Below are 24,543 nucleotides of genomic sequence, written 5' to 3' on the forward strand. Positions count from 1 at the left end.
TCCACCGCAGTGGTCTTCGCCCGGCTCGCCGAGTTCACAACCGTTCGATGATGGTGGCGTTCGCGGTGCCACCGCCCTCGCAGATGGTGAGCAGGCCGTAGCGCCCGTTCCGTCGCTCGAGCTCGTTCAGCAGCGTGGCGAACAGCTTGGCTCCGGTGGCACCGAGCGGGTGCCCGAGCGCGATGGCGCCGCCGTTCGAGTTCACCTTGTCCGGGTCGGCCCCGGTCTCCTTCAACCAGGCGAGCACCACCGGCGCGAACGCCTCGTTGATCTCGACCACGTCGATGTCGTCGATCGTCAGCCCGGTCTTCTCCAGCGCCCACTTGGTCGCCGGGATCGGCGCGGTGAGCATGAAGATCGGGTCGGCGCCACGGGCGGAGACGTGGTGGATGCGGGCGCGCGGCTTCAGCCCGTACTCCTGCACCGCCCACTCCGAGGCGAGCAGGGTCGCGCTGGCGCCGTCCGAGATCTGGCTGGCGACGGCCGCGGTCAACGGGCTGCCCTCGGCCAGGGCGGGCAGCGAGGCCATCTTCTCCAGCGTGGTTTCGCGCGGGCCCTGGTCGATGTGGAAGTCCCCGACGGGAACGATCTCGTTGTCGAAGCGGCCGTTCTTGATGGCGTCCCGGGCCCGCTCGTGCGAACGGAGAGCCCACTGCTCCATGTCCTGCCGGCTGATTCCCCACTTCTCGGCGATCAGCTGGGCGCCACGGAACTGCGAGACCTCGTCGGTGCCGTAGCGGTGATCCCACCCCTTCGCCCCGACGAAGGGCGAGTCGAACCCGTACTCCTTGCCCGCGAGCATGGCCGCGGAGATCGGGATGGCGCTCATGTTCTGCACGCCACCGGCCACGATCAGCTCGGCGGTGCCGCTCATGATGGCCTGCGCGCCGAAGTTGATGGCCTGCTGGCTGGAGCCGCACTGCCGGTCGACGGTGACCCCTGGCACCTCCTCCGGGTAGCCGGCGGTGAGCCACATGGTGCGGCCGATATTGCCCGCCTGCGGGCCGACATTGTCGACGCAGCCGACGATCACATCGTCGACCAGCGCGGGGTCGACGGGGTTGCGGTCGAGGAGGCCGCGCAGCACGGTGGCGCCGAGATCGGCGGGGTGCACCTGGGCGAGCGCGCCATTGCGCTTGCCGACGGGGGTGCGGACGGCGTCCACGACATAGGCATCGAGGGCGCGGCGGGGTGCGGACATCGGAACTCCTAGCTGTGCCCGGGGGCGGTGAGCCCGTCGAGCACGATGGTCAGATACTGCTTGGCGAGGTTCTCGACCGTGACCGGGCCGCCGGGGCGATACCACCGGACGGCGACCCACACGGTGTCGCGCAGGAAGCGGTAGGCGAGTTCGACGTCGAGCTCGGCGCGGAAGGTGCCGTCGGCGACGCCCGCCGTCAGCACCTGGTGCCAGAGCTCGCGGAACTCGCGGTTGTACTCCTCGATGTAGGCGAAGCGCTCGGAGCCGCGGAGCCGCTTGGCCTCGGTCTGGTAGATGGCGACCGCGGCGTGGAAGCGGTCGAAGGACTCGTAGGAGCTGAGGACCAGCGCCTCGAGCGTGTCCCGGGAGCCGAGCCCGGAGCCGACGATCTCCCGGTAGCGGCCGAAGAGGTCGTCGAGGAAGCCGCGGAGGATCTCGTCCACCATGGATTCCTTGGAATCGAAGTGGTGGTAGAGGCTTCCGGAGAGGATGCCCGCGGCGTCGGCGATATCGCGGACGGTGGTGGCCCGCAGCCCGCGCTCGGCGAAGAGTCCGGCGGCGAGCGCGAGCAGTTCGGCGCGTCGGTTGGGCTTCGCGGCGTCGGGGGCGGTCACCTGATTCATCATGCCCGCTGGCTACTGACCGAGACCACCTCGCCGGTCAGGTAGCTGGTGTAGTCGCTGGCCAGCATGGCGATGGTGGCGGCGACCTCCCACGGCTCGGCGGCCCGGCCGAAGGCTTCGCGCTCGGAGAGCCGGTCGAGCAGCTCGGAGGAGCTGGTCTTGTCCAGGAAGGCGTGCCTGGCGATGCTCGGGGAGACGGCGTTGATCCGCACCCCGAGCTCGGCGGCCTCGACCGCGCTGCACCTGGTCAGCGCCATGACGCCGGCCTTGGCGGCGGCGTAGTGCGCCTGGCCGTACTGCGCGCGCCAGCCGAGCACGCTGGCATTGTTGACGATCACGCCGCCGTGCCCGGCCGCGCGGAAGTAGCGCAGCGCGGCGCGGGTGCAGCGGAAGGTGCCGTTCAGGGTGATGTCGAGGACGCGGTCCCACTGGGCGTCGTCCATGTCGACGACCGGGGTCTCGCCGCCGAGCCCGGCATTGTTGACCAGGATGTCGATGCGGCCGAGTGCGGCGGTCGCGCCGGTGATCAGGGCGTCGACCTGCTCGGTGCTCTGCACGTCGCAGACGACGGCGCCCACCGTGCGGTCCGGGAACTCCGCGGCCAGCGCGGTCCTGGTCTCGCCCAATCTGCGCTCGTGCCAGTCGGAGACCACGACGTCGGCCCCCTCGGAGAGCAGTCTGCGCGCCGTCGCCGAGCCGATCCCGGTGCCCGCGGCGGCGGTCACGACGGCCTTACGTCCGGTCAGCAGCCCGTGTCCCGCAACAGGTTCCGGTGCGACGGAGAGCGGCTTCGAGCCCACGGCGGCGCTGTCGCTCACGGCCGGGCCTCGCGGGGAAGTCCGAGCACCCGCTCGGCGATGATGTTGCGCTGCACTTCGTTCGAACCTCCGTAGATCGTGTCGGCGCGGGTGAAGAGGTAGAGCCGCTGCCATTCGTCCAGGTCGTCGACGGCGAGCAGCCCGGCGGGGCCGCGCACCGCCATGGCGAGTTCGCCGAGCGAGCGGTGCCAGTTGGCCCAGAGCAGCTTGCCGACCGAGGCCTGCCCGCCCTCGTCGCCGCTCTCGCCCATGGTGCGCAGGGCGTGCGCGCGCAGGACCCGCAGCCCGACCCAGGCGTCGTCGATCCGAGCCGCGATGGCCGGATCCTCCGCCGCCCCGGACTCGGTAGCCAGCTCCTCGATCGAGGCCAGCTCGCGCTCGAAGCGGATCTGCTGGCCCAGCGTCGAGATGCCGCGCTCGACCGCGAGCGTGCCCATGGCCACCCGCCAGCCCTCCCCCGGCGCGCCGACCACCAGGTCGGCGGCGGTGCGGGCATTGTCGAAGAACACCTCGTTGAACTCCGAGGTCCCGGTGAGCTGGATGATCGGGCGCACCTCGATCCCCGGCTGGTCCATGGGGACGAGCAGGTAGGAGAGGCCCTTGTGCCTGCTCGAGCCCTTCTCGGTGCGGGCGATGACGAAGCACCAGTCGGCGACGTGCGCCAGCGAGGTCCAGATCTTCTGGCCGGTGATGGACCACTCGTCGCCGTCCAGCTGGGCGGCGGTGCTCACCGCGGCCAGGTCGGAGCCCGCACCGGGCTCGGAGTAGCCCTGGCACCAGAGCTCGGTGACGTTCCGGACGCCGGGCAGGAAGCGCTGCTTCTGCTCCTCGGTGCCGAAGGCGAGCAGCGTCGGGCCGAGCAGCTCCTCCCCCACGTGCGAGACCCGCGCGGGCGCGTTCGCCTTCGCGTACTCCTCGTGGAAGATCACCTGCCTGCGCACGCTCGCGTCCCGGCCGCCGTACTTCGCGGGCCAGCCGAGGCAGGTCCAGCCTGCGGCGGCGAGGTGCCGGTCCCAGGCCAGCCGCTCGTCGTGCGCCTCGTGCTCGCGGCCGGGGCCGCCGAGCCCGCGCAGGCCGCTGAACTCGCCGGACAGATTGTCGGCCAGCCACTCGCGCACCTCGCGGGCGAAGGCGGCATCGCCGGAATCGGCCCCGCCGGGACCCGCCGTGCCGGATTCTGAGGTCTGGATCGCACCCACGACGCTAGGGTAACCTACCAAGCACTTGCTTTGTAGCTTCGACGGTGAGGACATTTGTGAGCACCCCTGCTCAGACCATCCCGGCGGCGCTCAGGGCGGCCGCGGCCGAGTTCGGGGCCGCCCCCGCCATCGCCGATGGCTCGGCGCGGCTCGACTGGGACGACCTGCTCGACGCCGTGCGCCGGGTGGCGGGCGCGCTGATCGCCCGCGGGGTCCGGCCCGGCGACCGGGTCGCCATGTGGGCGCCGAACACGCACCACTGGGTGGCGGCCGCGCTGGGCGCGCAGTACGCGGGTGCCGCCCTGGTCCCGCTGAACACCAGGTATGTGGCGGCCGAGGCGGCGGACGTGCTGGCGCGCGTGCACGCGGCCGCGCTCTTCGTCGCGGGGCCGTTCCTGGGCCGGGACCGGCTCGCCGAGCTGCGCGCGGAGGCGCCGCAGCTCGACATCGCGTCGATCGTGGTGATCCCGGTCGACCCCGGCGCACCGCGCTCGGCCGCCGACGCGCTGCACTGGGACGACCTGGGCGACCTCGCCTGGCAGACCCCGCGTGCGGAGGTCGAAACCCGCGCCGACGCCGTCTCCCCGGACGACATCGCCGACATCCTCTTCACCTCCGGTACCACCGGCCGCAGCAAGGGCACGCTGGTGGCGCACCGGCAGGCGCTCGGCGTCGTCCGCGGCTGGGTCGAGTGCGCGACCCTGCGGCAGGCCGACAACTACCTGATCATCAGCCCGTTCTTCCACAACTTCGGCTACAAGGCGGGCATTCTCGCCTGCGTCCTCACCGGCGCGACCATCGTGCCGCAGGCGGTGTTCGACGTACCGACGGCCATGCGGCTGGTCAACGAGGAACAGATCTCGGTGCTCCCCGGCCCGCCGACCATCTACCAGACCATCCTCGACTTCCCGGACCGCGCGGAGTTCGACCTGAGCACGCTGCGGATCGCGGTGACCGGCGCGGCCACCGTCCCGGTGGTGCTGATCGAGCGGATGCGCGACGAGCTGGCCTTCGAGGTGGTGCTCACCGCGTACGGCCTCTCCGAGGCGGCGGGGTTCGGCACCATGTGCCGTCCCGACGACGACCCGGCCACCATCTCCGGCACCTGCGGCCGCCCGATCGCCGATTTCGAGCTGAAGCTGGCCGATTCCGGCGAGGTGCTGCTGCGCGGGCCGAACGTCATGCTCGGCTACCTGGACGACCCGGAGGCCACCGCCGAGGCCATCGACACCGAGGGCTGGCTGCACACCGGCGATATCGGGGTGGTCGACGAGCGCGGCTACCTGAAGATCACCGACCGACTCAAGGACATGTACATCTGCGGCGGCTTCAACGTCTACCCGGCCGAGATCGAGCAGGTGCTGGCCCGGTTGGACGGGGTCGCGGAGTCCGCGGTGATCGGCGTGCCGGACCCGCGGATGGGCGAGGTCGGCAAGGCGTACGTAGTGCGCAAGCCCGGCGCCGAGCTCACCGAAGAGCAGGTGCTCGCGCACACCACAGGCACGCTGGCCAACTTCAAGGTCCCGCGCTTCGTCGAGTTCCGCGACCAGCTGCCCTACAGCGCCGCAGGCAAGGTGCTGAAACGTCGTCTACGTGAGGAGATTTCGTGATGTCCGCTGACGGTGTGCCCGACGAGGGCGAGGTGGTCACCTACGAGCGGCGCGGCCCGATCGCGGTCGTCACGATGAACCGGCCGGACTACCGCAATGCGCAGAACTCGGTGATGACCTACGCGCTGGACGCCGCCTTCCAGCGCGCCGTCGAGGACGCCGAGGTCACCGTGATCGTGCTGGCGGGCAACGGCAAGCACTTCAGCGCCGGGCACGACATCGGGACGCCGGGCAAGGACCACCACGTGCACTACGACAACAAAGCCGTGCTCTGGTGGGACCACGTCGACCGCAAGGGCGGTGACCAGCGCTTCGCCCGCGAGTCCGAGGTCTACCTCGGCATGTGCAGGCGCTGGCGGGAGATCCCCAAGCCGATGATCGCGCAGGTGCAGGGCGCCTGCATCGCGGGCGGGCTCATGCTGGCCTGGGTCTGCGACCTGATCGTCGCCTCGGACGACGCCTTCTTCTCCGACCCGGTGGTGCGCATGGGCATTCCGGGCGTCGAGTACTTCGCGCACCCGTGGATGATCGGCCCGCGCGCCGCCAAGGAGTTCCTCTTCACCGGCGACCGCTTCGGCGCGGCGCAGGCCAAGGAGTGGGGCATGGTGAACCGGGTCGTGCCGCGCGCCGAGCTGGAGGCCGAGGTGACCGCGCTGGCCGAGAAGATCGCGCAGATGCCGCAGTTCGGGTTGGCGCTCACCAAGAAGGCGGTGAACCAGGCCGAGGATCTGATGGGGATGCGCACCGGCATGGACTCGGTCTTCGGGCTGCACCACTTCGCGCACGCGCACAATGCCGAGGTCGGGGCGGATGCGCTCGGCGGCATGAACGCCCGCTCCATGCGCGACACCGCGACCGAGAACGGGAAAGCCTGATGGACCTGGATCTCGACGAATCCGCGCGCGCGTTCCAGCGCGAGGTCAGGGAGTTCCTGGCCGAGTCGGCGCCGCGCACCCCGCTGCCGTCCATGGACACCGCCGCGGGCTTCGAGGCGCACCGCGCGTGGGAGCACACCCTCGCGGACGCCCGCTTCTCCGTGGTCTCCTGGCCGCGCGAGCACGGCGGCCGCGATGCCTCGCTCCTGGAGTGGGTCCTCTTCGAGCAGGAGTACTACGCCGCGGGCGCGCCGGGCCGGGTCGCGCAGAACGGCATCTTCCTGCTGGCCCCGACGCTCTTCGAGCACGGCACCCCGGAGCAGCTGGACCGCATCCTGCCGCGGATGGCCCGCGGCGACGACATCTGGGCGCAGGCCTGGTCCGAGCCGGAGGCAGGCAGCGACCTGGCCGGTATCCGCTCGACCGCCAAGCGCACCGACGGCGGCTGGCTGCTCAGCGGCCAGAAGACCTGGAGTTCCCGTGCCGCCTTCGCCGACCGCGCCTTCGGGCTGTTCCGGAGCGACCCGGAGGCCGAGCGGCACCGCGGGCTGACCTACGTCATGTTCCCGCTGGACGCCGAGGGCGTCTCGGTGCGGCCGATCCCGCAGCTGGACGGCGAGGCCGGGTTCGCGGAGATCTTCCTGGACGAGGTCTTCGTGCCGGACGCCGACGTGATCGGCCCGCCGAACGAGGGCTGGCGGGTCGCCATGAGCACCTCGAGCAACGAGCGCGGGCTCTCGCTGCGCAGCCCCGGCCGGTTCACCGCCACCGCCGAGCGGCTGCTCGAGCTGTGGCGCACCGCGGGCGACCGGGCGAACACCGCGCAGCGCGATGCCGTCGTCGACGCCTGGATCGGCGCCGAGGCGTACCGGCTGCACACCTTCGGCACCGTGACCAGGCTGGCCGAGGGCGGCAAGCTGGGCGCGGAGTCCTCGATCACCAAGGTGTTCTGGTCCGAGCTGGACGTGGCCATGCACGAGACCGCGCTGGACGTCCTCGGCGGCGCCGCCGAGCAGGCGGGGCCGTGGACCGACGGCTACCTCTTCGCCATCTCCGGCCCGATCTACGCGGGCACCAACGAGATCCAGCGCAACATCATCGCCGAGCGGCTGCTCGGACTACCGAGAGGAAGCCGATGAGATTCGCGCTCAGCCCGGAGCAGACCGACTTCGGGGCCAGCGTGCGCAAACTCCTCGAGGCGGGCCGCACCCCGGCCGCCGTCCGGAGCTGGGCCGCAGGCGACACCGGGCCGGGGCTCGCGCTGGTCCGCGGCCTGGCCGACGCGGGCGTGCTCGGGCTCGCCGTCAGCGAGGAGCACGGCGGGCTCGGGGCCGAGCCGGTCGACCTGCTGGTCGCCTTCCAGGAGATCGGCCGGGCCGCCGCGCCCGGTCCGCTGGTCGAATCGGCCGCCGCCATTCCCGCGCTGCTCCAGGCGCTGCCCGAGGTGCCCGCCGACATCCTGCCCGGGCTGGCGGAGGGCGCGCTCGGCACCATCGCCTTCGGCGAGCCGCTCGCGCTCGACGCCGATATCGCGGAGACCGTGCTGATCGCCGACGGCCCGCGGCTGAGCCGCGCCACCGTCGGCGAGCCGATGCGCTCGGTCGACCCCGCGCGCAGGCTCTTCCGGGTGCAGCCCGGCGAGGTGCTCGCCGAGGGCGAGGAGGTGCGCGCCGCCACCGGGGCGGGCTTCGACCACGGCGCGCTCGCCGCCGCCGCGCAGCTGCTCGGCGCGGGCAAGGCGCTGCTGTCCGCCACCACCGAGTACGCCAAGCAGCGCAAGCAGTTCGGTGCGCCGATCGGCAGCTTCCAGGCGGTCAAGCAGCAGCTCGCCGATGTGCTCATCGCGCTCGACCTGGCCGAGCCGCTGCTCCTGCGCGCCGCGCTCACCACGACCGAGCCCACCCGCGGGCGCGATGTCTCCGCTGCGCTGCTGAAGTGCGCGGACGCCGCGTACCTCGCCTCGCGGGTGGCGCTGCAGGTGCACGGCGCCATCGGCTACACCGCCGAGTACGACCTCTCGCTCTGGATCACCAGGGTCCGCGCGCTGCAAAGCGCCTGGGGCACCTCCGATTTCCACCGATCGCGGATCGCCGACTCCCTGCGCGGCACCGCATGAGCGCGGGAGCCACGATGCGCTGCGCGTCCGGACGCGGGTGGGCCGCGTGAACGACGAGTTGACGGAGTTCCGCACGTCGGTGCGGGCCCTGCTCACCAAGCACGCGGATTCCGCCGCGGTGCGCGCCGCCATCGACACCGACCTCGGCTACGACGAGAAGCTCTGGCGCCTGCTCTGCGAGCAGATCGGCGTCGCCGCGCTCGCCATCCCCGAGGAGTACGGCGGGATCGGCGCGGGGCTCACCGAATCCCTGCTGGTCGTCGGCGAACTCGGCCGCACCCTGGCCGGGGTGCCGATGCTCGGCTCCGCCGTCATCGGCGTGCAGGCGCTGCTGCTGGCGGGCGACGCCGACACCTGCGCCCGGCTGCTCCCCGAGGTCGCCGAAGGCACCGGCACCCTCGCCGTCAGCTGGGCCTGCGCAGGCGGCTGGGACTCGCCCGGCGTGCGCGCCGACGGCGACACGCTGCACGGCACCGCGCACTACGTTCTCGACGCCGCGGGCGCCACCACGCACCTGGTGCTCACCGACGCCGGGCTCTACGAGGCCGAGCCGACCGCCGTCCGCACCATCGCCACCATGGACCCCACCCGCCGCGTCGGCGAGGTCGAGTTCGACGGCGTCACCGGCCGCCGCATCGGTTCGGTCGACCCCGCCCGGCTGCGCGAGATCGCCTGGACCGCGCTCGCCGCCGAACAGGTCGGCGCCGCAACGCGCTGCCTGGAGAACACCGTGGAGTACACCAGGTCGCGGGTGCAGTTCGGCCGCCCGATCGGCAGCTTCCAGGCGCTCAAACACCGGATGGCCGACCTGTACGTGCTCGTCGAATCGGCCGAGTCCACCGTCCAGGCCGCCACATCGGCACTGGTCACCGAGGCGGAGACCGCCGCGGAGGAGGTCTGGGTGGCGCGCACGCACAGCACCACCGCCTTCTCCACGGTGGCGGCGGAGTCCATCCAGCTGCACGGCGGCATCGCCATCACCTGGGAGCACGACGCCCACCTCTTCTTCAAGCGCGCGCACGCCGACGCCCAGCTCTTCGGCGCCGCCCGCCGCCCGGCCCGCACCGGGTGAGCGACCTCACCGCACACAGATAATTAGCTTATGTAACAATTATCTGTGTGCGGCCTGCCGCGTGTTTACGGCGCCGCGATCAGCCGTCGACACGCGATGAGGTCTTCCGATGAGCGCCACTCCCGAACGCACGAAGCAGCCGAAGGCGGTGTACGCCGTCGCCTTCGCCAGCGTCATCGCCTTCATGGGCATCGGCCTGGTCGACCCCATCCTGAAGCCGATCGGCGAGCAGCTGCACGCCTCGCCGTCCCAGGTCTCGCTGCTGTTCACCAGCTACATGCTGGTCACCGGGGTCGCCATGCTGATCACCGGCGTCGTCTCCAGCCGGTTCGGCGCCAAGCGCACGCTGCTCGCCGGGCTCGCGGTGATCGTGATCTTCGCCGCGCTGGCCGGGCTCTCCGACACCGTCGCGCAGATCGTCGGCTTCCGGGCGGGCTGGGGGCTGGGCAACGCGCTCTTCATCGCCACCGCGCTCGCCACCATCGTCGGCGCGGCCAGCGGCGGGGTCGCGCGGGCCATCATCCTGTACGAGGCGGCGCTCGGCATCGGCATCGCCACCGGGCCGCTGGTCGGCGGGGTGCTCGGCGGGATCAGCTGGCGCGGGCCGTTCTTCGGCGTCTCGGTGCTCATGGCCATCGCCTTCGTCGCCATCCTGGTCCTGCTGCCGGAGAGCCCGAAGCCCGCGCACCGCACCTCGATCACCGCCCCCTTCCGCGCGCTGCGCCACCGCGGCCTGCTCGTGGTCAGCCTGACCGCGCTGCTCTACAACTTCGGCTTCTTCACGTTGCTCGCCTACACCCCGTTCCCGCTGGACATGGGGACCTACGCCATCGGCTTCATCTTCTGCGGCTGGGGCATCCTGCTCGCCGTCTCCTCGGTCTTCCTCGCCCCGCGGCTGCAGCGCCGCTACGGCACGCTACCCATGATGTGCGCCGCCATCGGGCTCTTCGCCGCCGACCTCGCCGTCATGGCGCTCTTCGCCGACTCCAAGCCGGTGCTCATCGCGGGCACCGTGCTGGCCGGGCTCTTCCTCGGCGTCAACAACACCCTGATCACCGAGGCCGTCATGATCTCCGCCCCGGTCGAGCGCTCCACCGCGTCGGCCGCCTACAGCTTCGTCCGCTTCGCAGGCGGCGCCGCCGCCCCCTACCTCGCGGGCAAGCTCGGCGAGCACAGCACCGCGCTCCCCTTCTGGCTCGGCGCCGCCCTCACCGCCGCCGCCGTCCTCGTCCTGCTCGGCGGCCGGGCCGCGCTCGCCCACATCGATGAGCACGAGCCCGCGCCGCACAGCATCGACGAGGCCAGGGCCGTCACCGTCGGCGACTGATCACGCCGACGCGCCGCGAACCCGTGCGTCGTGCAGCGCCGTGAACTGCAGGAGGCGGGTGGCGGCGGAGCGCGGGACCTCGGCGAGCAGGCCGTGCGAGACCTCGGGGAACACCTCGGTCTCCACATTTGGAATGAGGGCACGGGCGCGTTTGACGGCGGCGGCGGGGTCGTACAGGACGGTGCCGCCGCCGCAGAGCACGAGGGTGGGGGTGGCGATGGCGGCGAGGTCGGCGTCGGCGAGCACCCGGGCGTACGGCAGCGACATGCGGAAGGGGGTGGCCGCGGTGGCGAGTTCGGCGTCCTCGCGGGCGATCGGAACGCCGGGCTGTAACCGCGCGAGCAGCCTGCGGGTGCGGCCGCGCGTCGGCCGGATGCCCGCCAGGACCATGCGGGCGAGCAGCACGGTGCGCACCGGGACCAGCACCGAGCCGGGCTCGATGAGGGTGAGGCTGGCGGGGATGTCGCTCTGCCCGGCGAGCATCCCGGCCAACCGGCCGCCGTGCGAGAAGGCGACGAGGTGCGCGCGCGGCAGGTCGAGCCCGGTCAGCACCTCGCCGAGCCAGCGCGCCATCTCGGCGCCGCGCACGATCGGCTCGGTCTGCACCGAGCGGCCCGGCGTGCCGATGATGTCCGGCATGTAGACGGTGCGGCGGCGGGCCAGCCGCTCGATCACCGGGCTCCACATCAGGCTGTTCCCCTGGAACCCGTGGACCAGCACCAGCGGCGTTCCGGTGCCGTCCCCGGAGCTGCGCACATAGGTGGGGCCGTAGGAGGTGGATACCTCGAGATCCCGCCACGGGATCGGATACAGTGCTTCGGCGGCCCGGTAGGCGGCGACGAACTTCTCCCGCGCCTTCGCGCTCCCGAAGTGCCCCGCTCTGATCGCCATCACCGCTCCTCACATATGGTGGTACCGTCGTATCATAAAGGCTGCCTCGCCGTACCGTATGCCTTCCGGGGAAAGGTGGACGAATGCCTCGGCTCGCCGACCACGAACAGCGCAGGAAGCAGATCACCGACGCCACCCGCCGGGTGATCGCCCGCGACGGGCTGACCGCGGCCACCTTCCAGTCCGTCGCGGCCGAGGCCGGGATCTCGGTGCGGCTGGTGCAGTACTACTTCGGCACCAAGCGCGAGTTCCTGATCGCCACCCACCAGGCCGTGCTGGTCGACGCGGGCGCCAGGCTCGCCGCCGGGCTCACCGCGCTCGGCCCGGACCCGAGCCCGCGCGACGTCCTGCGCACCACCTTCGCCGAGCTGCTCCCGCTGGACGACACCCGCCGCGCCGAGGTGCTCATCCTCGGCGCCTTCCAGGCCGCCCGGCTCGGCGGCGCCGAGGTGGAGAACTCCATCGGCACCGGCCCGGCCAGGGACTCGGTCGACGCCGCCGCCCAGCAACTGGCGCGGGTGCGTCGAGGCACCGACGCCCGCATGGAGACGATCACACTGGACGCCGAACTCCTGGTCGCCGCGGTCGACGGGCTCGCCCAGGGCATGCTGAGCGGCTTCGCCACCCCGGACCACGCCGAACTGCTCCTCGACCGCCTGCTGGACCGGCTCTGCCCACCCTGACCGAAAGGACGCCATGCGCCCGCCCCTCGCCGAAACGCTCGACCTCGACCCGCACCCGGAGGGCGGCTGGTTCCGCGAGACCTACCGCAGCCCGGTGCGTTTCACCCCCGACGGCTACCCCGGCGACCGCGCCGCGGCCACCGCCATCCTCTTCCTGCTCATGCCGGGCGAGCGCTCGGCCGCGCACACCGTGCGCTCGGACGAGCTCTGGTTCTGGCAGGGCGGTGGCGCGCTGGTCCTTGAGATCGGCGGCACCGAGGTGCTGCTCGGCCCCGACCCGGCGGCCGGTCAGCAGCTGCAGGTGCTGGTGCCCGGCGGGGTGAGCCAGGCCGCAAAACCGGCAGGCGACCAGCATGTGCTGGTCGCCTGCGTGGTCTCCCCCGGCTTCGACTTCGAGGACTTCCGGCTCGACTGAGCTACTGCACCTCGAGCACGCCCTCCTCGACGGCCCACCGGATCGTCTTGGCGAGGCTCTCGCACCCCTCCGGCCGCCCCGGCCCGTACCCGTCCGCGCTGAGCCGGGCGAAGACCGGGCAGCGCGCCTGCGGCGGCTCGGTCCACTCGATCGAGGTCTGCCGCTCACTGGCCTTGCGCACCCTGACCTCGGTGCCGCAGGACTGGCACCGCAGCGGCGTCATGCCGTCCTCGAGATAGCGCTGCTTGTCCGCCACCGTCTGGGCCCGCACCTCGGCCTGCCGCTCCGGCCGGTCGGCGAAGTCAGGGGCCTTGGCCCAGGTGGCGGCCATCAGACGCTCGCCTCCTGCGGCCCGGCCTCCTGCTGACGGCGCAGGTTCTCCGCCACCTCGGCTTCCCAGTACTCGTTCGCCTTGGTGGTGTCCACCTCGAACTCGTAGCGCTGAGTCATCTTCTCGGTCACCTCGGCGAGGTCGACGTAGAACTGGTCGTACCAGCGGCGCAGCTGGTAGACCGGCCCGTCCTCCTCGCAGAGCAGCGGGTTCTCGACCTTGGACTTGTGCTTCCAGATCTCCACGTCCTGCAGGAAGCCGACGCTGATGCCCTCGGTCATCTTGGCCGCCAGCTTGTCGGCGGTCTCGCCCTCGACGCCGTCCGGCTTCTGCAGGGTGATCCCCCACTGCAGCATGAAGGAGTCCTGGCTCACCGGGTAGTGGCAGTTGATCAGGACGCTCTTGACCTCGTACCCGCTGTAGATGTTGACCAGCGGATTGATCATGTACGAGGGGCCGAAGTACGACGCCTCGGACTTGAGCAGCGTGTCGCCGCCGTACTTCGACGCCATCCCGATGTCCGGCCTGCCCTTGGTCTCCAGGAACTGGGTGGCGATGTGCCCCTCGAAGACGTTCTTGAAGTAGGTCGGGAAGGCGTAGTGGATGTAGTAGAAGTGCGCCATGTCCACGACGTTGTCGATGATCTCGCGGCAGTTGGCGCCCTCGATCAGCATCGAGTTCCAGGTCCAGTCGGTCCAGCCGCTGTCCAGCTGCTCGGTGGCGTTGCCATCGGCGTCGGTGTAGGGGCCGACGATGTGCGGGATCGTCACGTCGTCCGGCGGTGTGCTTCCCTCATGGTCGTGCCAGACGAAGAGCTGGCCGTTGCGCTCGAGGGTGATCCACTTCCTGGTCCGCGCCAGCGGCGGCACGCGCCGCGCGTAGGGGATCTCGGTGCACTTGCCGGTCGTGCCGGACCAGCGCCAATCGTGGAACGGGCAGGCGATGTCGTCGCCCTTGACCTCGCCCATGCTCAGGTCCCCGCCCATGTGCCTGCAGTAGGCGTCCAGCACGCGGAGCTCGCCGCTGCCGTCCGCCCAGATCACGAGCTTGGTACCGAATACATGGACCGCGTGCGGCTTGCCGTCGCGGAAGGTCTTCGCCAGCCCGAGGCAGTGCCAGCCCCGCGCGTAGCGGGTCGGAACCGTGCCGACGTCGAGCTCCCGCACCTTACCGCCGCGGGTTGAGGTGTCTGCCATCGCGAATCCTCCTCCTTCACTACTAGAACACGTTACAAAACTGTGCGCCGCAGCGCCAGCGTAGGCCCAGCTCTCCCGCTTTCGCCCGGCTTCGACCAGCACCCGCGTTCTGTTCTCGACATAAATAAGAACCTGTTCTAGTCTCAGGAGTGATGAGTACCGGTTACCGATCGACCAGGCAGGAGCAGGTCCGGACATGACGCAGGAAGTGACCGAACGGGTCGAAGCACTGTTGCCGACGCTGCGCGAGCGCGCGCAGGAGGCCGAGGATCTGCGCCGCATTCCGGACGAGTCCGTGAAGGCGCTGCAGGAGACCGGCTTCTTCCGGCTGCTACAGCCGAAGCAGTGGGGCGGCCACGCGGCCGACCCGGTCGTCTTCTACGACACCGTGCGCAAGATCGCCAGCGCCTGCGGCTCCACCGGCTGGGTGTCGGGCATCATCGGCGTGCACAACTGGCACCTCGCGCTCTTCGACCAGCGCGCCCAGGAGGACGTCTGGGGCGAGGACACCGAGGTCAGGATCTCCTCCTCGTACGCCCCGATGGGCATCGGCACCGTCACCGACGGCGGCTACATCGTGAAGGGCAGCTGGGCCTGGTCCTCCGGCTCGGACCACGCGAGCTGGGCGGTGCTCGGCGGCCCGGTGATCAAGGACGGCAAGCCGGTGGACTTCGGCTCCTTCCTGATCCCGCGCGACGACTACCGCATCGACGACGTCTGGAACGTGGTCGGGCTGCGCGGCACCGGCTCCAACACCGTCGTGGTGGAGGACGTCTTCGTGCCCAGGCACCGCTTCCTCAGCTTCAAGGCGATGAGCGAGCTGACCGCGCCCGGCCTGGAGCAGAACACCGACCCGGTCTACCGGATGCCGTGGGGCACCGTGCACCCCACCACCATCTCGGCGCCGATCGTCGGCATGGCCTACGGCGCCTACGACGCGCACGTCGAGCACCAGGGCAAGCGGGTGCGCGCCGCCTACGCGGGCGAGAAGGCCAAGGAGGATCCCTTCGCCAAGGTGCGGATCGCCGAGGCGGCCAGCGATATCGACGCCGCGTGGCGCCAGCTCTCCGGGAATGTCGCCGACGAGTACGCGATCCTGAAGGCCGGCGGCGAGATCCCGTTCGATCTGCGCGTTCGGGCCCGCCGCGACCAGGTGCGCGCCACCGGCCGCGCCATCGCCTCGATCGACCGGCTCTTCGAGAGCGCGGGCGCGACCGCGCTGTCCAACGGCACGCCGCTGCAGCGCTTCTGGCGCGACGCGCACGCGGGCCGGGTGCACGCGGCGAACGACCCGGAGCGCGCGTACCAGATGTTCGGCACGCACGAGTTCGGGCTGCCGATCAACGACGCCATGGTGTAGGGGAGAACACACGTGACCTCGACGGCGGAACTCACCTACGAGTCCACCTCCCGGTTCGCCCAGGTGCGGCCGGACCTGACACTGCACTACCACGAGGCGGGCGTCGGCAACGGCCCGACGATCGTGCTGCTGCACGGCGGCGGCCCCGGCGCCTCCTCGTGGTCCAACTTCGCGCGCAACATCCCGGTGCTGGCCCGTGAGTTCCATGTGCTCGCGGTCGACCAGCCCGGCTTCGGCAAGTCGGACAAGCCGACCGAGCACCCGCAGTACTTCGTGCACAGCTCGTCGGCGCTGAAGGACCTGCTGGACCACCTCGGCGTCACCGACCGGGTGCACCTGCTCGGCAATTCGCTGGGCGGCGGCACCTCGGTGCGGTTCGCGCTGGACTACCCGGAGCGCGCGGGCAAGCTCATCCTCATGGGCCCCGGCGGGCTGAGCACCAACCTCTTCGCCGCCGACCCCACCGAGGGCGTCAAGCTGCTCGGCAAGTTCAACTACGAGCCGACCAGGGAGAACCTGGAGGCGTTCCTCCGGATCATGGTCTTCGACCAGAAGCTCATCACCCCCGAGCTGGTCGAGGAGCGTTTCGCCTCGGCGAGCGAGCCGGAGTCGCTGGCCGCCACCCGCGCGATGGGCAAGTCCTTCGCAGGCGCCGACTTCGAGAAGGGCATGCTCTGGCGCGACGCCTACACGCTGCGCCAGCCGGTGCTGCTCATCTGGGGCCGCGAGGACCGGGTGAACCCGCTGGACGGCGCGCTGGTCGCGCTCAAGTCCATCCCGCGGGCGCAGCTGCACGTCTTCGGCGGCTGCGGGCACTGGGCGCAGCTGGAGAAGTTCCACGAGTTCAACCGGCTGGCGATCGACTTCCTGGCCGGCCTGAAGGAGAAGTGATGGGCATCCGCTCCCTCGGCTACCTCCGCATCGAGGCCACCGATATCGCCGCCTGGCGCGAGTACGGGCTCAAGGTGCTCGGCATGGTGGAGGGTAGGGGCTCCGACCCGAACTCGCTCTACCTGCGCATGGACGAGTTCCCGGCCCGCCTGGTGATCGTGCCCGGCGAGCAGGACCGGCTGCAGGTCTCCGGCTGGGAGACCGCGAACGCCGAGGAGCTGCAGGACATCCGCGCCCGCCTGGACGCCGCGGGCGTCCCCTACAAGGAGGGCACCGCGGCCGAGCTGGCCGACCGCAAGGTCTACGAGCTGATCCGGTTCGAGGACCCGAGCGGCAGCGTCCTGGAGGCGTTCCACGGTGTCGCGCTCGAGCACCGCAGGGTGGTCAGCCCGTACGGGCACCGCTTCGTCACCGAGGAGCAGGGGCTCGGACACGTCGTGCTCAGCACCTCCGACGACAAGGCGGCGCTGGAGTTCTACCGCGACGTCCTCGGCTTCCGGCTGCGCGACTCCATGCGGCTCCCGCCGCAGATGGTCGGCCGCCCCGCCGACGGCGAGCCCGCCTGGCTGCGCTTCCTCGGCTGCAACCCGCGGCACCACTCTTTGGCCTTCCTGCCGCAGCCGACGCCCAGCGGCATCGTGCACCTCATGCTCGAGGTGGAGAACGCCGACGACGTCGGGCTCGCGCTGGACCGCGCGCTGCGCAAGAAGGTGAAGATGTCGGCCACGCTCGGGCGGCACGTCAACGACAAGATGCTGTCCTTCTACATGAAGACGCCGGGCGGGTTCGACATCGAATTCGGCTGCGAGGGGCTGGAAGTCGAGGACGACGACTGGATCGCGCGGGAGTCGACCGCGGTCAGCCTGTGGGGTCACGACTTCACCGTCGGGTTCCGCGAGCAATGAGCGAGTACCCGGAGATCGACGGGCGGGCGTTCCGGAACGTCCTCGGGCAGTTCTGCACCGGGATCACCGTGATCACCACCTTCGGCGCGGACGAGGCGCCGGTGGGCTTCGCCTGCCAGTCCTTCGCCGCGCTCTCCCTCGACCCGCCCCTGGTTCTCTTCTGCCCGGGCAAGGCGTCCCGCTCCTGGGCGGCGATCGAGGAGCGCGGGCGGTTCGCGGTGAACGTGCTCGCCGAGGAGCAGCGGGAGCTCTGTGCCCGCTTCGGGTCGCGGGAGCAGGACAAGTTCGCCGGGGCGGCGTGGCACCGCTCCGCCCTCGAGCTGCCCGTTCTCGACGATGCGCTCGCCACCATCGAGTGCTCGGTCGACCGGGTGGTCGACGGTGGGGATCACTGGATCGTCATCGGGCGGGTGCTCTCGCTCGCCGAGGTGGGCGAGTCGGGGCGGCCGCTGCTCTTCTACCGGGGGCAGTACAGCGCTATCGAGCCGGAGAAGACGGTGCCCGCGCCCTGGCGCGCGGATCTCGAGCACTTTCTCACCACCACGACGCTGGATACGTGGCTGTAGGTCGGTAAGTGCTCAGTTGGTGAGCACTTACTCCGGCAGCATGGGACGCATGCAGATCATCGAGTGTGCGGATGCCGTCGAATGGGAGCACTGGCTGGCGGCGAATCACGAGCGGGTAGGCGAGGTGTGGGTGCGGATCGCCAAGAAGGGTTCGGGACGGGCGAGCGTCACCTCGGCCGAGGCGTTGGACGGGGCGCTGTGCGTCGGGTGGATCGACAGTCACCGGCGAGGCGGGGATGCCGAGCACTATCTGCAGCGGTACTCCCCGCGGCGGGCGCGGAGCCCGTGGTCGGCGGTGAACGTCGCGAAGGCGGAGGCGCTGATCGCGGCCGGGAGGATGCGGGCGGCCGGGTTCGCGGCGATCGAGGCGGCGCGGGCGGATGGGCGCTGGGAGGCGGCGTATCCCGCGCAGCGGAGCGGCGAGATACATCCGGAACTCGTCGCCGCGCTGGACGGTGATCCGGCTGCCCGGGCGCGCTTCGACGCCCTGGGGCGCAGCGCGCGCTACGGGTTCTCCCTGCGGGTGACCAAGGCGCGGTCCGCCGCGGGCCGGGCGAATCAGGTGCGGAAGGTGCTCGCGGAATTGGCGGCGTGACCTTCCTACGCTCTGCCGTACAGCTCGTCGAGGCCGATCAATTCGACCTCACCACGACCCTGTTCCTGCACCAGATCGTCCGTGAATCCGGCCCCGGAGAAGCAGAACAGACGAGTTGCCTCGGTGTCGAAGCGTCCCTGACGGCCGACGAGGTCCCGGATGCGCCGAAGCCGATCCAAGTGGCCGAGCCCCATGACGTCGTTCCACTTCGCCTCGCCCAGTGCGAGCAGTGGCGGTCTGCTCCCGTCGGCGTAGCCGATCGCGACCACGTCCACCTCGTGTGTCGTCCGCTCGTCGGGATCGTTGACGGTACCCGCACAGACGCGAACGGGCAGATCCGCCAGCCGCCGCTGGTGTCCGTACTGCGCCGCCCACTCCCGGCACACCTGCTCGAAGTGCGGGCCGAGGACATTGCTCGTCCAGCGGTGCTCGGACCGCTCCCAGATGCGCTCGATGGCCGTCGCCGCGCTGAGCTGGGGCCAGAAGGGCCGCATGATCGCGTGGTAGAAGGTGAGTAGTGGCTCAGCGATTCGGAAGTCGGTGCGGTTGGCGCGGAAGGCGTCGACTTCGCGGGTGATCAGGCCCGCATCCTCGAGCACGGTCAGCGGGTGGGCGAGTTCGTTCGACTTCCGGCCCACGTAGCCGGCGATACCGCCACGCCCACTGTTGCCGTTGGCGATCGCGTTGAGCACCGAGTTGTAGATCGCGCCGTCGCGGAGGTCGGGCTCCTCGGCGAGCAGGTAGCGAGCCTCGAGGAACATCGGGCTGCCCGGTGAGAGGATCGCGCGGCCGACCCAGTCGTCGAAGTCATCGAGGCCGCGCGGGGCGTCGTAGCGAATCATCTCGGTGCGGTACGCGGGTGTGCCGCCGACCACCGCGTGCACGAGCAGAGCCAGCCGCGGGTCGTCGATCTCCCAGAATCGCGCGGCCTCCCGATACCCGAGGGTGCGGATGGGCAACTCGAGCGAGGCGCGGCCGCGCAGCGGAGCGTTGCCGGAGAGCAGTTTCCCCATGAACGAGAGCGCGGAGCCGCACAGCAGCAGCCGGGTGCGGGACGAGGTGCGCTCGCGACGCCGCGGGGCGTACGCGCCCTGCAGGATCGAGGGCAGAGCGGGGTTCACCCGAGCCAGGTACGGAAACTCGTCGATGACCACTGGGACGGGTCGCTCCTCCCCCATCCGGAGCAGCACGTCTACCACCTGCCCCCAGTCGGCGGGCGCGAACGGCACCACCGGCCGCAGGTGCCGGGTCAGCGCCTGCCCGATGGAGGCCAGCGACTCGGCATCGGTGGCTTCCTGCGCCGAGAAGTAGAAGCCACCCGCGCTCTCGCAGACCGCCTCCAGCAGGAAGCTCTTGCCCTGCCTGCGGCGACCCGAGACGACGCCGAGTGAGGCACCTTTGGTCTCGTCCGTGACGAAACGGCTCAGCGCGGTCCACTCACGGTCCCGATCGAAGACATCGGCTGGTTTCTCCACAGCACCCTCCGAGAGAAGTACAGTTATGATAAGTATACTTCTCTCACGAAATGCCTGCTAAACGCCTGTTTTCAGCCACTGTTCGAACGTCTGCTTCCCGCGATCAGCAGTCGACCCGGCAACCAGAGCTCCGCGGCGGAACGCGCGCCCAGCCTTTCCCGGCAATGGGAACCGCAGCACCCGAACGCCGCGACCGGTGGTGGCGGCGTAGCGGCGGATCATGTCGTCCAGTTCCAGCTCTTCCGGACCACCGAGATCGCGAACCCGGCCCCTCGGCTCACCGATGGCGAGGTCGACCAGGTGTTCCGCGACTTCGCGCGCGGCGACCGGGTTCACCCGCATGGCGGGGACCAGCGTCAGCGGGCCGACCCGCACCCCACCCTGCGGCTGCCCGGCGAACTCGTGGAACTGGGTCGCGCGCAGCAGCGTCCACGGCACCGGCCCTCGTTCGACGGCCCGCTCCTGCGCCATCTTCCCGGTGTAGTACCCGTACGGCACCTCATCGCTCCCGACAATCCCGAGCAGAACGTGGTGCCGCACCCCCGCCGCCTGCTCCGCGCGGTGCAGGTTCGCGGTGACCTGCTCGAAGAACTCCGTCGCCTCCGCGGCCGAGCGGGTGACCAGCGAGGTCACATCGATGACCGCGTCGACTCCGGCCAGGTCCAGCCCCGCGCCGGTGCGCAGGTCGACCCCAGTCGATCGAGCCAGCACCACTGCCTCGTGCCCGCGCTCGCGCACCACCTCCACCACGGGCTTCCCCACGGTCCCGGTCCCGCCTGCCACCGCAATCCTCATCGCCCGCTCCTTCGCTCGTCGGTTACCGGGTAGACCGGGCAGGGCCAGGAAAGCTGACAGGTAGCAGTGAGACCCGCATCACCTCAGTGACTACCCAGGTCGATGGTAAGAATCTTGACGACCGCGTGGGGATCGCCCGCTGCTCCTTCTTGCGTGTCGCTGCAGTACTGGTAGTCGATGCGTCCGGCGCCGCTGATCTCGTAGTGAATGGTGCGGGAGTAGCCCGGCCACTTGGGGCCGTGGTGTTTGCCACGCAGCACTGTCGAGCTGCCCACCGCCGGAGGTCGGCCGGGCGTAGCCGACACGTGGTCCCAGAACTGGCGCGCGGCGGTCAGGCCGACGCGGTCGGCGAGTTCGTTCCAGGCCTCGAGGTATTGCCGGTGCACCAGCACCCGATATCCAGGTCTGTCCCGCGGTCTGCCACCGGGCGACCTGGCGGCGACGAACGGACGGTACGCACCCGGTTGCGGATCGCCCTCAGCCATCATCGCCCTGGCGAGGAGCATCGACCTCAGCGAACTCGAGCTCGTCCGCCGAGGCAGTGTGGATCGCGCGGCGCGCTGGATCGCGCATGACCGTCGCGGTCGTCGCCCAGGCGTGCAGCACTTCACGCAGCGGCGCCGGATCTTCCGACGCGACGGTGAGCGCGACGGCATTCCTGATCTCGGACAGCGCTTCGGCACGGTCGTCGGCATCGAACTCCGCCAGCCAGGCCAGACCGCCCAGTTCGACCGGTGTCGGTTTGTCGGTCCGCGCCAGCACAGCTTCGACGGCGAAGAGCAAGGTCGCTACCGAGGCCGCCTCGCGCAGGGCCGCCACCCGACGAGCCGCGAGCATGACCAGGACCGAGCCATCGGTATCTCGCAGCGAAGCCGAGTCCTGCTTGGCCTCATCGAGGAATTCGCGCCTTCGCGCACCCGCTAGGTCGCTGACCTGGAACATTGTCATGCCATAATTCTAGCAAGATCATGGCAGATGCCTGATGGTGGCGAAGATCTGCTGCGCCCGCGCGGGCGACAACTCCCCTGTGACCCCGCAATCAGTGCCGATGGTCAGCACCAACAAGTCCTGCTCGAGTCGGAAGGCGAAGGTGTAGTCGGAGAAGTCGGTGGGGCAGGCAGGGTCGTCGGGTTGGTGCGCCCCGGAGGTCTCGGCGAGGTGTCCAGCGAGACCGCCGAGGGTGTGAGCGGAACATGCCGCAGGACCCGACCTAGGAGAACCGCAGCCGAACAGCCCCGAGCCCGGCGAACTCGGCCAGGAAACTATCCCCGGGTCGAGCGTCGATCGCCCGCGTGCACGACCCGGGCAGCACGATGTCCCCCGCCTTCAACCGCACCCCGAAGCTCGCCACCTTCCGAGCCAGCCACGCCACCGCGATCACCGGATCACCGAGCACCGCGTCACTGCGCCCCTCCGCGACCACCTCGCCGTTCCGGGTGAGCACGGCATCGATGCCCTTGATATCGATCTCCCCGGGCGCGACCCGCTCCGGCCCGAGCACGAACCCGGCGGACGAGGCATTGTCCGAGATGGTGTCGCAGAGCCCGATCTTCCAGTCCTTGATCCGCGAGTCGATCAGCTCGATCGCGGGCGCGAAGGCGGTGGTCGCGGCGAGGACGTCGGCCTCGGTGCACTCCTCCCCGGGCAGGTCGGCGCCGAGCACGAACCCGACCTCCACCTCGACCCGCGGGAAGAGGTAGTTCCCGGCGGGCACCGGCTCGTCCTCGTAGACCGCCATCTCGGCGAGCAGGTGCCCGTAGTCCGGCTCGTCCACGCCCATCATCTGCTGCATGGCCTTCGAGGAGAGCCCGACCTTGTGCCCGACCACCCTCGCGCCGTCGGCCAGCCGGTGCCTGATGTTCAGCAGCTGGATCTCGTAGGCGTCGACCACGTCGATCTCGGGGTACCTGGCGACCAGCGGGTCGATGGCGACCCGTTCGCGCTCGGCGGTGGCGAGTTCGGCGGCCAAATCGATTCGTACCGCTTCGGAGAGCACCTATCGGATTCCTTCCGCTATGTCCGCCCCGGCCACCGCCCGCCCGGCGCGGCGCCCGGAGAAGACGCAGTCGGCGAGCGAGAGCCCGCTCACGTAGGAGCGCGAGCAGATCCCGACGGCGGTGCGGCCCGCGGCGTAGAGGCCGGGGATGTCGGCGCCGTCGCGGTCGCGCACGGCTCCGGTCTCCTCGTTCACCACGACGCCGCCGAGGGTGAGCATCGGGCAGGGATTGGTCAGGCTGGGTTTGATACCCACATCGAACAGCCAGAACGGGCCGGTGGCGCAGGTTTCGCGGAATTCGGCGGGTTTGCCGACGGGGTCGGGGGTGCCGTTCGCGATGGCGGCATTGTGTGCCTCGACGGTGGCGCGCAGCCCGGCCGGGTCGATACCCGCCTTCCTGGCAGCCTCCTCGATGGTGGTGGCCTTGACAGCGCGGCGCCGGATCGGCTCGAACTGGGCGCGCTGGAACCAGGCGCCTTCCTTGTGGATCTGCCCGAAGGCGCGGCGCGCGACCACGTCGTCGGCCAGCAACCAGCCGAGCCCGCCGTGCTCGCGGACCAGTGTGCCGCCGACCGCCGCGCCGTAGCGGGTCTCGTCGATCACGCGGGTGCCCGCCGCGTCGACCAGCAATGCCCCCGCGAACGCGCTGGGCGGGAGGAGGAAGCGCCAGGCGGAGATATTGTCCATGTGCGCGGTGACGGCGCCCGCCGCCTGCGCCATCCGAATGCCGCTGCCGTCGTCGCCGGTGGTGCCGAGCGCGAGGCCGTGCCGGAACTCCGGGCCGTGCTCGAGCACCATCTCCCGATTGGCGATGAACCCGCCCGCGCTGACGATCACACCGCGCCGGGCGAGCACCTTCCTGGTGACGCCGTAGCGCTGCTCGAGCCTGGCCATTCGCTGCTCGAGCGCCTTGCGCAGCGGCGGGTAGTAGATGCCCGGCTTGGCCGCGAGCGCCGCCATCCGCGCGAACTGGTCGCGCACGCGGCGGGGTGCGTCGTTCATGGTCACGCACTCGACGCCGATCACCGCGCCGGTGTCGTCGGTGAGCAGGGTCGTCGCGCGGGTGAAGGTCTCGAGCTGGATCCCGGCCTTCCGCATGGAGGCGAGCAGCCCGGTGGCGAACTTCTTCCCCGACACCCCGCGCCCCTTCACCCGGTGCCCGCGCTGCGCGGGCGGGATATCGGCGAAGGCACCGGAGAGCTCGCTGCCGGAGTGGTAGAGGTACCAGTCGTCGTTGGGGTAGGAGGTCTTGTAGGGGCAGAGCGAGGGGTCGAAGGGCACGCCGTGCTCGATCAGCCAGTCGATGAGCGCCGGGCTCTCGGCCACGAATCGGCGCAGCGTCTCCGGAGCGACCACGTCGCCGACCTCGCGCTGCAGGTAGGCGAGCATCCACGCTGGATCGTCCTCGACTCCCGCCGCGCGCTGGATGCTGGTCCCGCCGCCCGCGTAGACGATGCCGCCGGAGAGCGCCGCCGCCCCGCCACCCGCGAACCGATCCAGCGCGAGCACCTGCGCCCCGGCCTCCGCCGCCTCCAGCGCGGCCGCGGCGCCCGCGGCCCCAGCTCCGACAACCACCACGTCGGCACTGCTATCCCAGACCATC

26 protein-coding genes are annotated in these 24,543 nt (G+C 70.7%); 13 read left to right on the plus strand and 13 right to left on the minus strand.

What is annotated here, in order from left to right; genetic code table 11:
• Positions 1-34: 34 nt before the first annotated feature.
• The 4 genes from ACFUUZ_RS22040 to ACFUUZ_RS22055 are packed head-to-tail and all read right to left on the minus strand — an operon-like array spanning position 35 to position 3,841.
• Positions 35-1,201, minus strand: a complete 1,167-nt coding sequence (locus tag ACFUUZ_RS22040; RefSeq protein ID WP_378699070.1) for an acetyl-CoA C-acetyltransferase — start codon at positions 1,199-1,201, stop codon at positions 35-37.
• Between the two features lie 8 nt (positions 1,202-1,209).
• Entirely contained in the window at positions 1,210-1,824 is a 615-nt protein-coding gene (locus ACFUUZ_RS22045; protein WP_378699155.1) for a TetR/AcrR family transcriptional regulator, read from the minus strand.
• Positions 1,824-2,642 (minus strand): SDR family oxidoreductase, encoded by an 819-nt coding sequence (locus ACFUUZ_RS22050; protein WP_378699072.1) that lies wholly within the window; start codon positions 2,640-2,642, stop codon positions 1,824-1,826. Before ACFUUZ_RS22050 ends, ACFUUZ_RS22045 begins: the two co-directional genes overlap by 1 nt.
• The gene (locus tag ACFUUZ_RS22055; protein ID WP_378699074.1) at positions 2,639-3,841 is read right to left on the minus strand and encodes an acyl-CoA dehydrogenase family protein; all 1,203 of its coding nucleotides are present in this window, start codon (positions 3,839-3,841) and stop codon (positions 2,639-2,641) included. The genes ACFUUZ_RS22050 and ACFUUZ_RS22055 overlap by 4 nt, the downstream gene beginning before the upstream one ends.
• A gap of 56 nt (positions 3,842-3,897) precedes the next feature.
• Here ACFUUZ_RS22055 and ACFUUZ_RS22060 point away from each other — a divergent pair, with 56 nt between their 5' ends.
• The 6 genes from ACFUUZ_RS22060 (at position 3,898) to ACFUUZ_RS22085 (ending at position 10,841) form a co-directional block, all read left to right on the plus strand.
• A complete protein-coding gene (locus ACFUUZ_RS22060; protein ID WP_378699076.1) occupies positions 3,898-5,451 on the plus strand; it encodes a FadD3 family acyl-CoA ligase in 1,554 nt (517 codons plus the stop codon).
• A complete protein-coding gene (locus tag ACFUUZ_RS22065) occupies positions 5,451-6,326 on the plus strand; it encodes an enoyl-CoA hydratase (RefSeq protein WP_378699078.1) in 876 nt (291 codons plus the stop codon). The genes ACFUUZ_RS22060 and ACFUUZ_RS22065 overlap by 1 nt, the downstream gene beginning before the upstream one ends.
• Positions 6,326-7,465 (plus strand): acyl-CoA dehydrogenase family protein, encoded by a 1,140-nt coding sequence (locus tag ACFUUZ_RS22070; RefSeq protein WP_378699080.1) that lies wholly within the window; start codon positions 6,326-6,328, stop codon positions 7,463-7,465. The genes ACFUUZ_RS22065 and ACFUUZ_RS22070 overlap by 1 nt, the downstream gene beginning before the upstream one ends.
• On the plus strand, positions 7,462-8,442 hold the full coding sequence (locus ACFUUZ_RS22075) for an acyl-CoA dehydrogenase family protein (protein ID WP_378699082.1): 981 nt from the start codon (positions 7,462-7,464) through the stop codon (positions 8,440-8,442). Before ACFUUZ_RS22070 ends, ACFUUZ_RS22075 begins: the two co-directional genes overlap by 4 nt.
• A gap of 46 nt (positions 8,443-8,488) precedes the next feature.
• Entirely contained in the window at positions 8,489-9,514 is a 1,026-nt protein-coding gene (locus ACFUUZ_RS22080) for an acyl-CoA dehydrogenase family protein (RefSeq protein ID WP_378699084.1), read from the plus strand.
• Between the two features lie 109 nt (positions 9,515-9,623).
• Entirely contained in the window at positions 9,624-10,841 is a 1,218-nt protein-coding gene (locus ACFUUZ_RS22085; RefSeq protein WP_378699086.1) for an MFS transporter, read from the plus strand.
• On the opposite strand, the gene ACFUUZ_RS22090 is transcribed toward ACFUUZ_RS22085, so the two are convergent.
• Complete coding sequence (locus ACFUUZ_RS22090) at positions 10,842-11,732, minus strand: alpha/beta fold hydrolase (RefSeq protein ID WP_378699088.1); 891 nt, start codon at positions 11,730-11,732, stop codon at positions 10,842-10,844.
• Between the two features lie 83 nt (positions 11,733-11,815).
• Between ACFUUZ_RS22090 and ACFUUZ_RS22095 the strand changes: the two genes are divergently transcribed.
• Both ACFUUZ_RS22095 and ACFUUZ_RS22100 read left to right on the plus strand, forming a co-directional pair.
• Positions 11,816-12,415: a TetR/AcrR family transcriptional regulator gene (locus tag ACFUUZ_RS22095; protein WP_378699090.1), complete on the plus strand. Its 600-nt coding sequence runs from the start codon at positions 11,816-11,818 to the stop codon at positions 12,413-12,415.
• Positions 12,416-12,428: 13 nt separating this feature from the next.
• On the plus strand, positions 12,429-12,830 hold the full coding sequence (locus ACFUUZ_RS22100) for a cupin domain-containing protein (protein WP_378699092.1): 402 nt from the start codon (positions 12,429-12,431) through the stop codon (positions 12,828-12,830).
• A 1-nt stretch (position 12,831) separates the two neighbouring features.
• Here the strand turns inward: ACFUUZ_RS22100 and ACFUUZ_RS22105 are convergent, their stop codons facing one another.
• Together ACFUUZ_RS22105 and ACFUUZ_RS22110 are read right to left on the minus strand one after the other, a co-directional pair.
• On the minus strand, positions 12,832-13,161 hold the full coding sequence (locus tag ACFUUZ_RS22105) for a hypothetical protein (RefSeq protein ID WP_378699094.1): 330 nt from the start codon (positions 13,159-13,161) through the stop codon (positions 12,832-12,834).
• Positions 13,161-14,357, minus strand: a complete 1,197-nt coding sequence (locus ACFUUZ_RS22110) for a Rieske 2Fe-2S domain-containing protein (protein ID WP_378699096.1) — start codon at positions 14,355-14,357, stop codon at positions 13,161-13,163. Before ACFUUZ_RS22110 ends, ACFUUZ_RS22105 begins: the two co-directional genes overlap by 1 nt.
• A gap of 196 nt (positions 14,358-14,553) precedes the next feature.
• On the opposite strand from ACFUUZ_RS22110, the gene hsaA reads away from it, so the two are divergent.
• The 5 genes from hsaA to ACFUUZ_RS22135 are packed head-to-tail and all read left to right on the plus strand — an operon-like array spanning position 14,554 to position 18,674.
• On the plus strand, positions 14,554-15,717 hold the full coding sequence (hsaA, locus tag ACFUUZ_RS22115; protein WP_378699098.1) for a 3-hydroxy-9,10-secoandrosta-1,3,5(10)-triene-9,17-dione monooxygenase oxygenase subunit: 1,164 nt from the start codon (positions 14,554-14,556) through the stop codon (positions 15,715-15,717).
• A gap of 12 nt (positions 15,718-15,729) precedes the next feature.
• Complete coding sequence (gene hsaD, locus ACFUUZ_RS22120; protein ID WP_378699100.1) at positions 15,730-16,608, plus strand: 4,5:9,10-diseco-3-hydroxy-5,9,17-trioxoandrosta-1(10),2-diene-4-oate hydrolase; 879 nt, start codon at positions 15,730-15,732, stop codon at positions 16,606-16,608.
• Positions 16,608-17,513 carry an iron-dependent extradiol dioxygenase HsaC gene (gene hsaC, locus ACFUUZ_RS22125; protein WP_378699102.1) on the plus strand — a complete coding sequence of 302 codons (906 nt, stop codon included), beginning with the start codon at positions 16,608-16,610 and terminating at the stop codon, positions 17,511-17,513. The genes hsaD and hsaC overlap by 1 nt, the downstream gene beginning before the upstream one ends.
• Positions 17,510-18,079 (plus strand): 3-hydroxy-9,10-secoandrosta-1,3,5(10)-triene-9,17-dione monooxygenase reductase subunit, encoded by a 570-nt coding sequence (gene hsaB, locus ACFUUZ_RS22130; protein WP_378699104.1) that lies wholly within the window; start codon positions 17,510-17,512, stop codon positions 18,077-18,079. The genes hsaC and hsaB overlap by 4 nt, the downstream gene beginning before the upstream one ends.
• Positions 18,080-18,128: 49 nt before the next feature.
• Complete coding sequence (locus tag ACFUUZ_RS22135) at positions 18,129-18,674, plus strand: YdeI family protein (RefSeq protein ID WP_378699105.1); 546 nt, start codon at positions 18,129-18,131, stop codon at positions 18,672-18,674.
• Positions 18,675-18,679: 5 nt separating this feature from the next.
• Here ACFUUZ_RS22135 and ACFUUZ_RS22140 read toward each other — a convergent pair whose 3' ends face one another.
• The 6 genes from ACFUUZ_RS22140 to ACFUUZ_RS22165 form a co-directional block, all read right to left on the minus strand.
• Positions 18,680-20,149, minus strand: coding sequence for an ATP-binding protein (locus ACFUUZ_RS22140; protein WP_378699106.1), 1,470 nt, complete (start codon positions 20,147-20,149; stop codon positions 18,680-18,682).
• A 57-nt stretch (positions 20,150-20,206) separates the two neighbouring features.
• Positions 20,207-20,944: an SDR family oxidoreductase gene (locus ACFUUZ_RS22145; RefSeq protein ID WP_378699107.1), complete on the minus strand. Its 738-nt coding sequence runs from the start codon at positions 20,942-20,944 to the stop codon at positions 20,207-20,209.
• Between the two features lie 83 nt (positions 20,945-21,027).
• Complete coding sequence (locus ACFUUZ_RS22150; protein ID WP_378699108.1) at positions 21,028-21,336, minus strand: hypothetical protein; 309 nt, start codon at positions 21,334-21,336, stop codon at positions 21,028-21,030.
• A gap of 85 nt (positions 21,337-21,421) precedes the next feature.
• Positions 21,422-21,892, minus strand: a complete 471-nt coding sequence (locus ACFUUZ_RS22155) for a hypothetical protein (protein WP_378699109.1) — start codon at positions 21,890-21,892, stop codon at positions 21,422-21,424.
• Between the two features lie 262 nt (positions 21,893-22,154).
• Entirely contained in the window at positions 22,155-22,940 is a 786-nt protein-coding gene (locus ACFUUZ_RS22160; RefSeq protein WP_378699110.1) for a 2-keto-4-pentenoate hydratase, read from the minus strand.
• A complete protein-coding gene (locus tag ACFUUZ_RS22165) occupies positions 22,941-24,542 on the minus strand; it encodes an FAD-binding protein (protein WP_378699111.1) in 1,602 nt (533 codons plus the stop codon).
• Between the last annotated feature and the right edge of the window lies 1 nt (position 24,543).

Source organism: Nocardia sp. NPDC057353, assembly GCF_042667085.1.
GTDB lineage: Bacteria > Actinomycetota > Actinomycetes > Mycobacteriales > Mycobacteriaceae > Nocardia.

Bases quoted from the DNA above. Each gene is read 5' to 3' on its own strand.
- ACFUUZ_RS22040 (WP_378699070.1), bottom strand. From the start codon at position 1,201: ATGTCCGCACCCCGCCGCGCCCTCGATGCCTATGTCGTGGACGCCGTC.
- ACFUUZ_RS22045 (WP_378699155.1), bottom strand. From the start codon at position 1,824: ATGAATCAGGTGACCGCCCCCGACGCCGCGAAGCCCAACCGACGCGCC.
- ACFUUZ_RS22065 (WP_378699078.1), top strand. From the start codon at position 5,451: ATGTCCGCTGACGGTGTGCCCGACGAGGGCGAGGTGGTCACCTACGAG.
- ACFUUZ_RS22070 (WP_378699080.1), top strand. From the start codon at position 6,326: ATGGACCTGGATCTCGACGAATCCGCGCGCGCGTTCCAGCGCGAGGTC.
- ACFUUZ_RS22075 (WP_378699082.1), top strand. From the start codon at position 7,462: ATGAGATTCGCGCTCAGCCCGGAGCAGACCGACTTCGGGGCCAGCGTG.
- ACFUUZ_RS22085 (WP_378699086.1), top strand. From the start codon at position 9,624: ATGAGCGCCACTCCCGAACGCACGAAGCAGCCGAAGGCGGTGTACGCC.
- ACFUUZ_RS22090 (WP_378699088.1), bottom strand. From the start codon at position 11,732: ATGGCGATCAGAGCGGGGCACTTCGGGAGCGCGAAGGCGCGGGAGAAG.
- ACFUUZ_RS22095 (WP_378699090.1), top strand. From the start codon at position 11,816: ATGCCTCGGCTCGCCGACCACGAACAGCGCAGGAAGCAGATCACCGAC.
- ACFUUZ_RS22100 (WP_378699092.1), top strand. From the start codon at position 12,429: ATGCGCCCGCCCCTCGCCGAAACGCTCGACCTCGACCCGCACCCGGAG.
- ACFUUZ_RS22105 (WP_378699094.1), bottom strand. From the start codon at position 13,161: ATGGCCGCCACCTGGGCCAAGGCCCCTGACTTCGCCGACCGGCCGGAG.
- ACFUUZ_RS22110 (WP_378699096.1), bottom strand. From the start codon at position 14,357: ATGGCAGACACCTCAACCCGCGGCGGTAAGGTGCGGGAGCTCGACGTC.
- hsaA (WP_378699098.1), top strand. From the start codon at position 14,554: ATGACGCAGGAAGTGACCGAACGGGTCGAAGCACTGTTGCCGACGCTG.
- hsaC (WP_378699102.1), top strand. From the start codon at position 16,608: ATGGGCATCCGCTCCCTCGGCTACCTCCGCATCGAGGCCACCGATATC.
- hsaB (WP_378699104.1), top strand. From the start codon at position 17,510: ATGAGCGAGTACCCGGAGATCGACGGGCGGGCGTTCCGGAACGTCCTC.
- ACFUUZ_RS22135 (WP_378699105.1), top strand. From the start codon at position 18,129: ATGCAGATCATCGAGTGTGCGGATGCCGTCGAATGGGAGCACTGGCTG.
- ACFUUZ_RS22145 (WP_378699107.1), bottom strand. From the start codon at position 20,944: ATGAGGATTGCGGTGGCAGGCGGGACCGGGACCGTGGGGAAGCCCGTG.
- ACFUUZ_RS22155 (WP_378699109.1), bottom strand. From the start codon at position 21,892: ATGACAATGTTCCAGGTCAGCGACCTAGCGGGTGCGCGAAGGCGCGAA.
- ACFUUZ_RS22165 (WP_378699111.1), bottom strand. From the start codon at position 24,542: ATGGTCTGGGATAGCAGTGCCGACGTGGTGGTTGTCGGAGCTGGGGCC.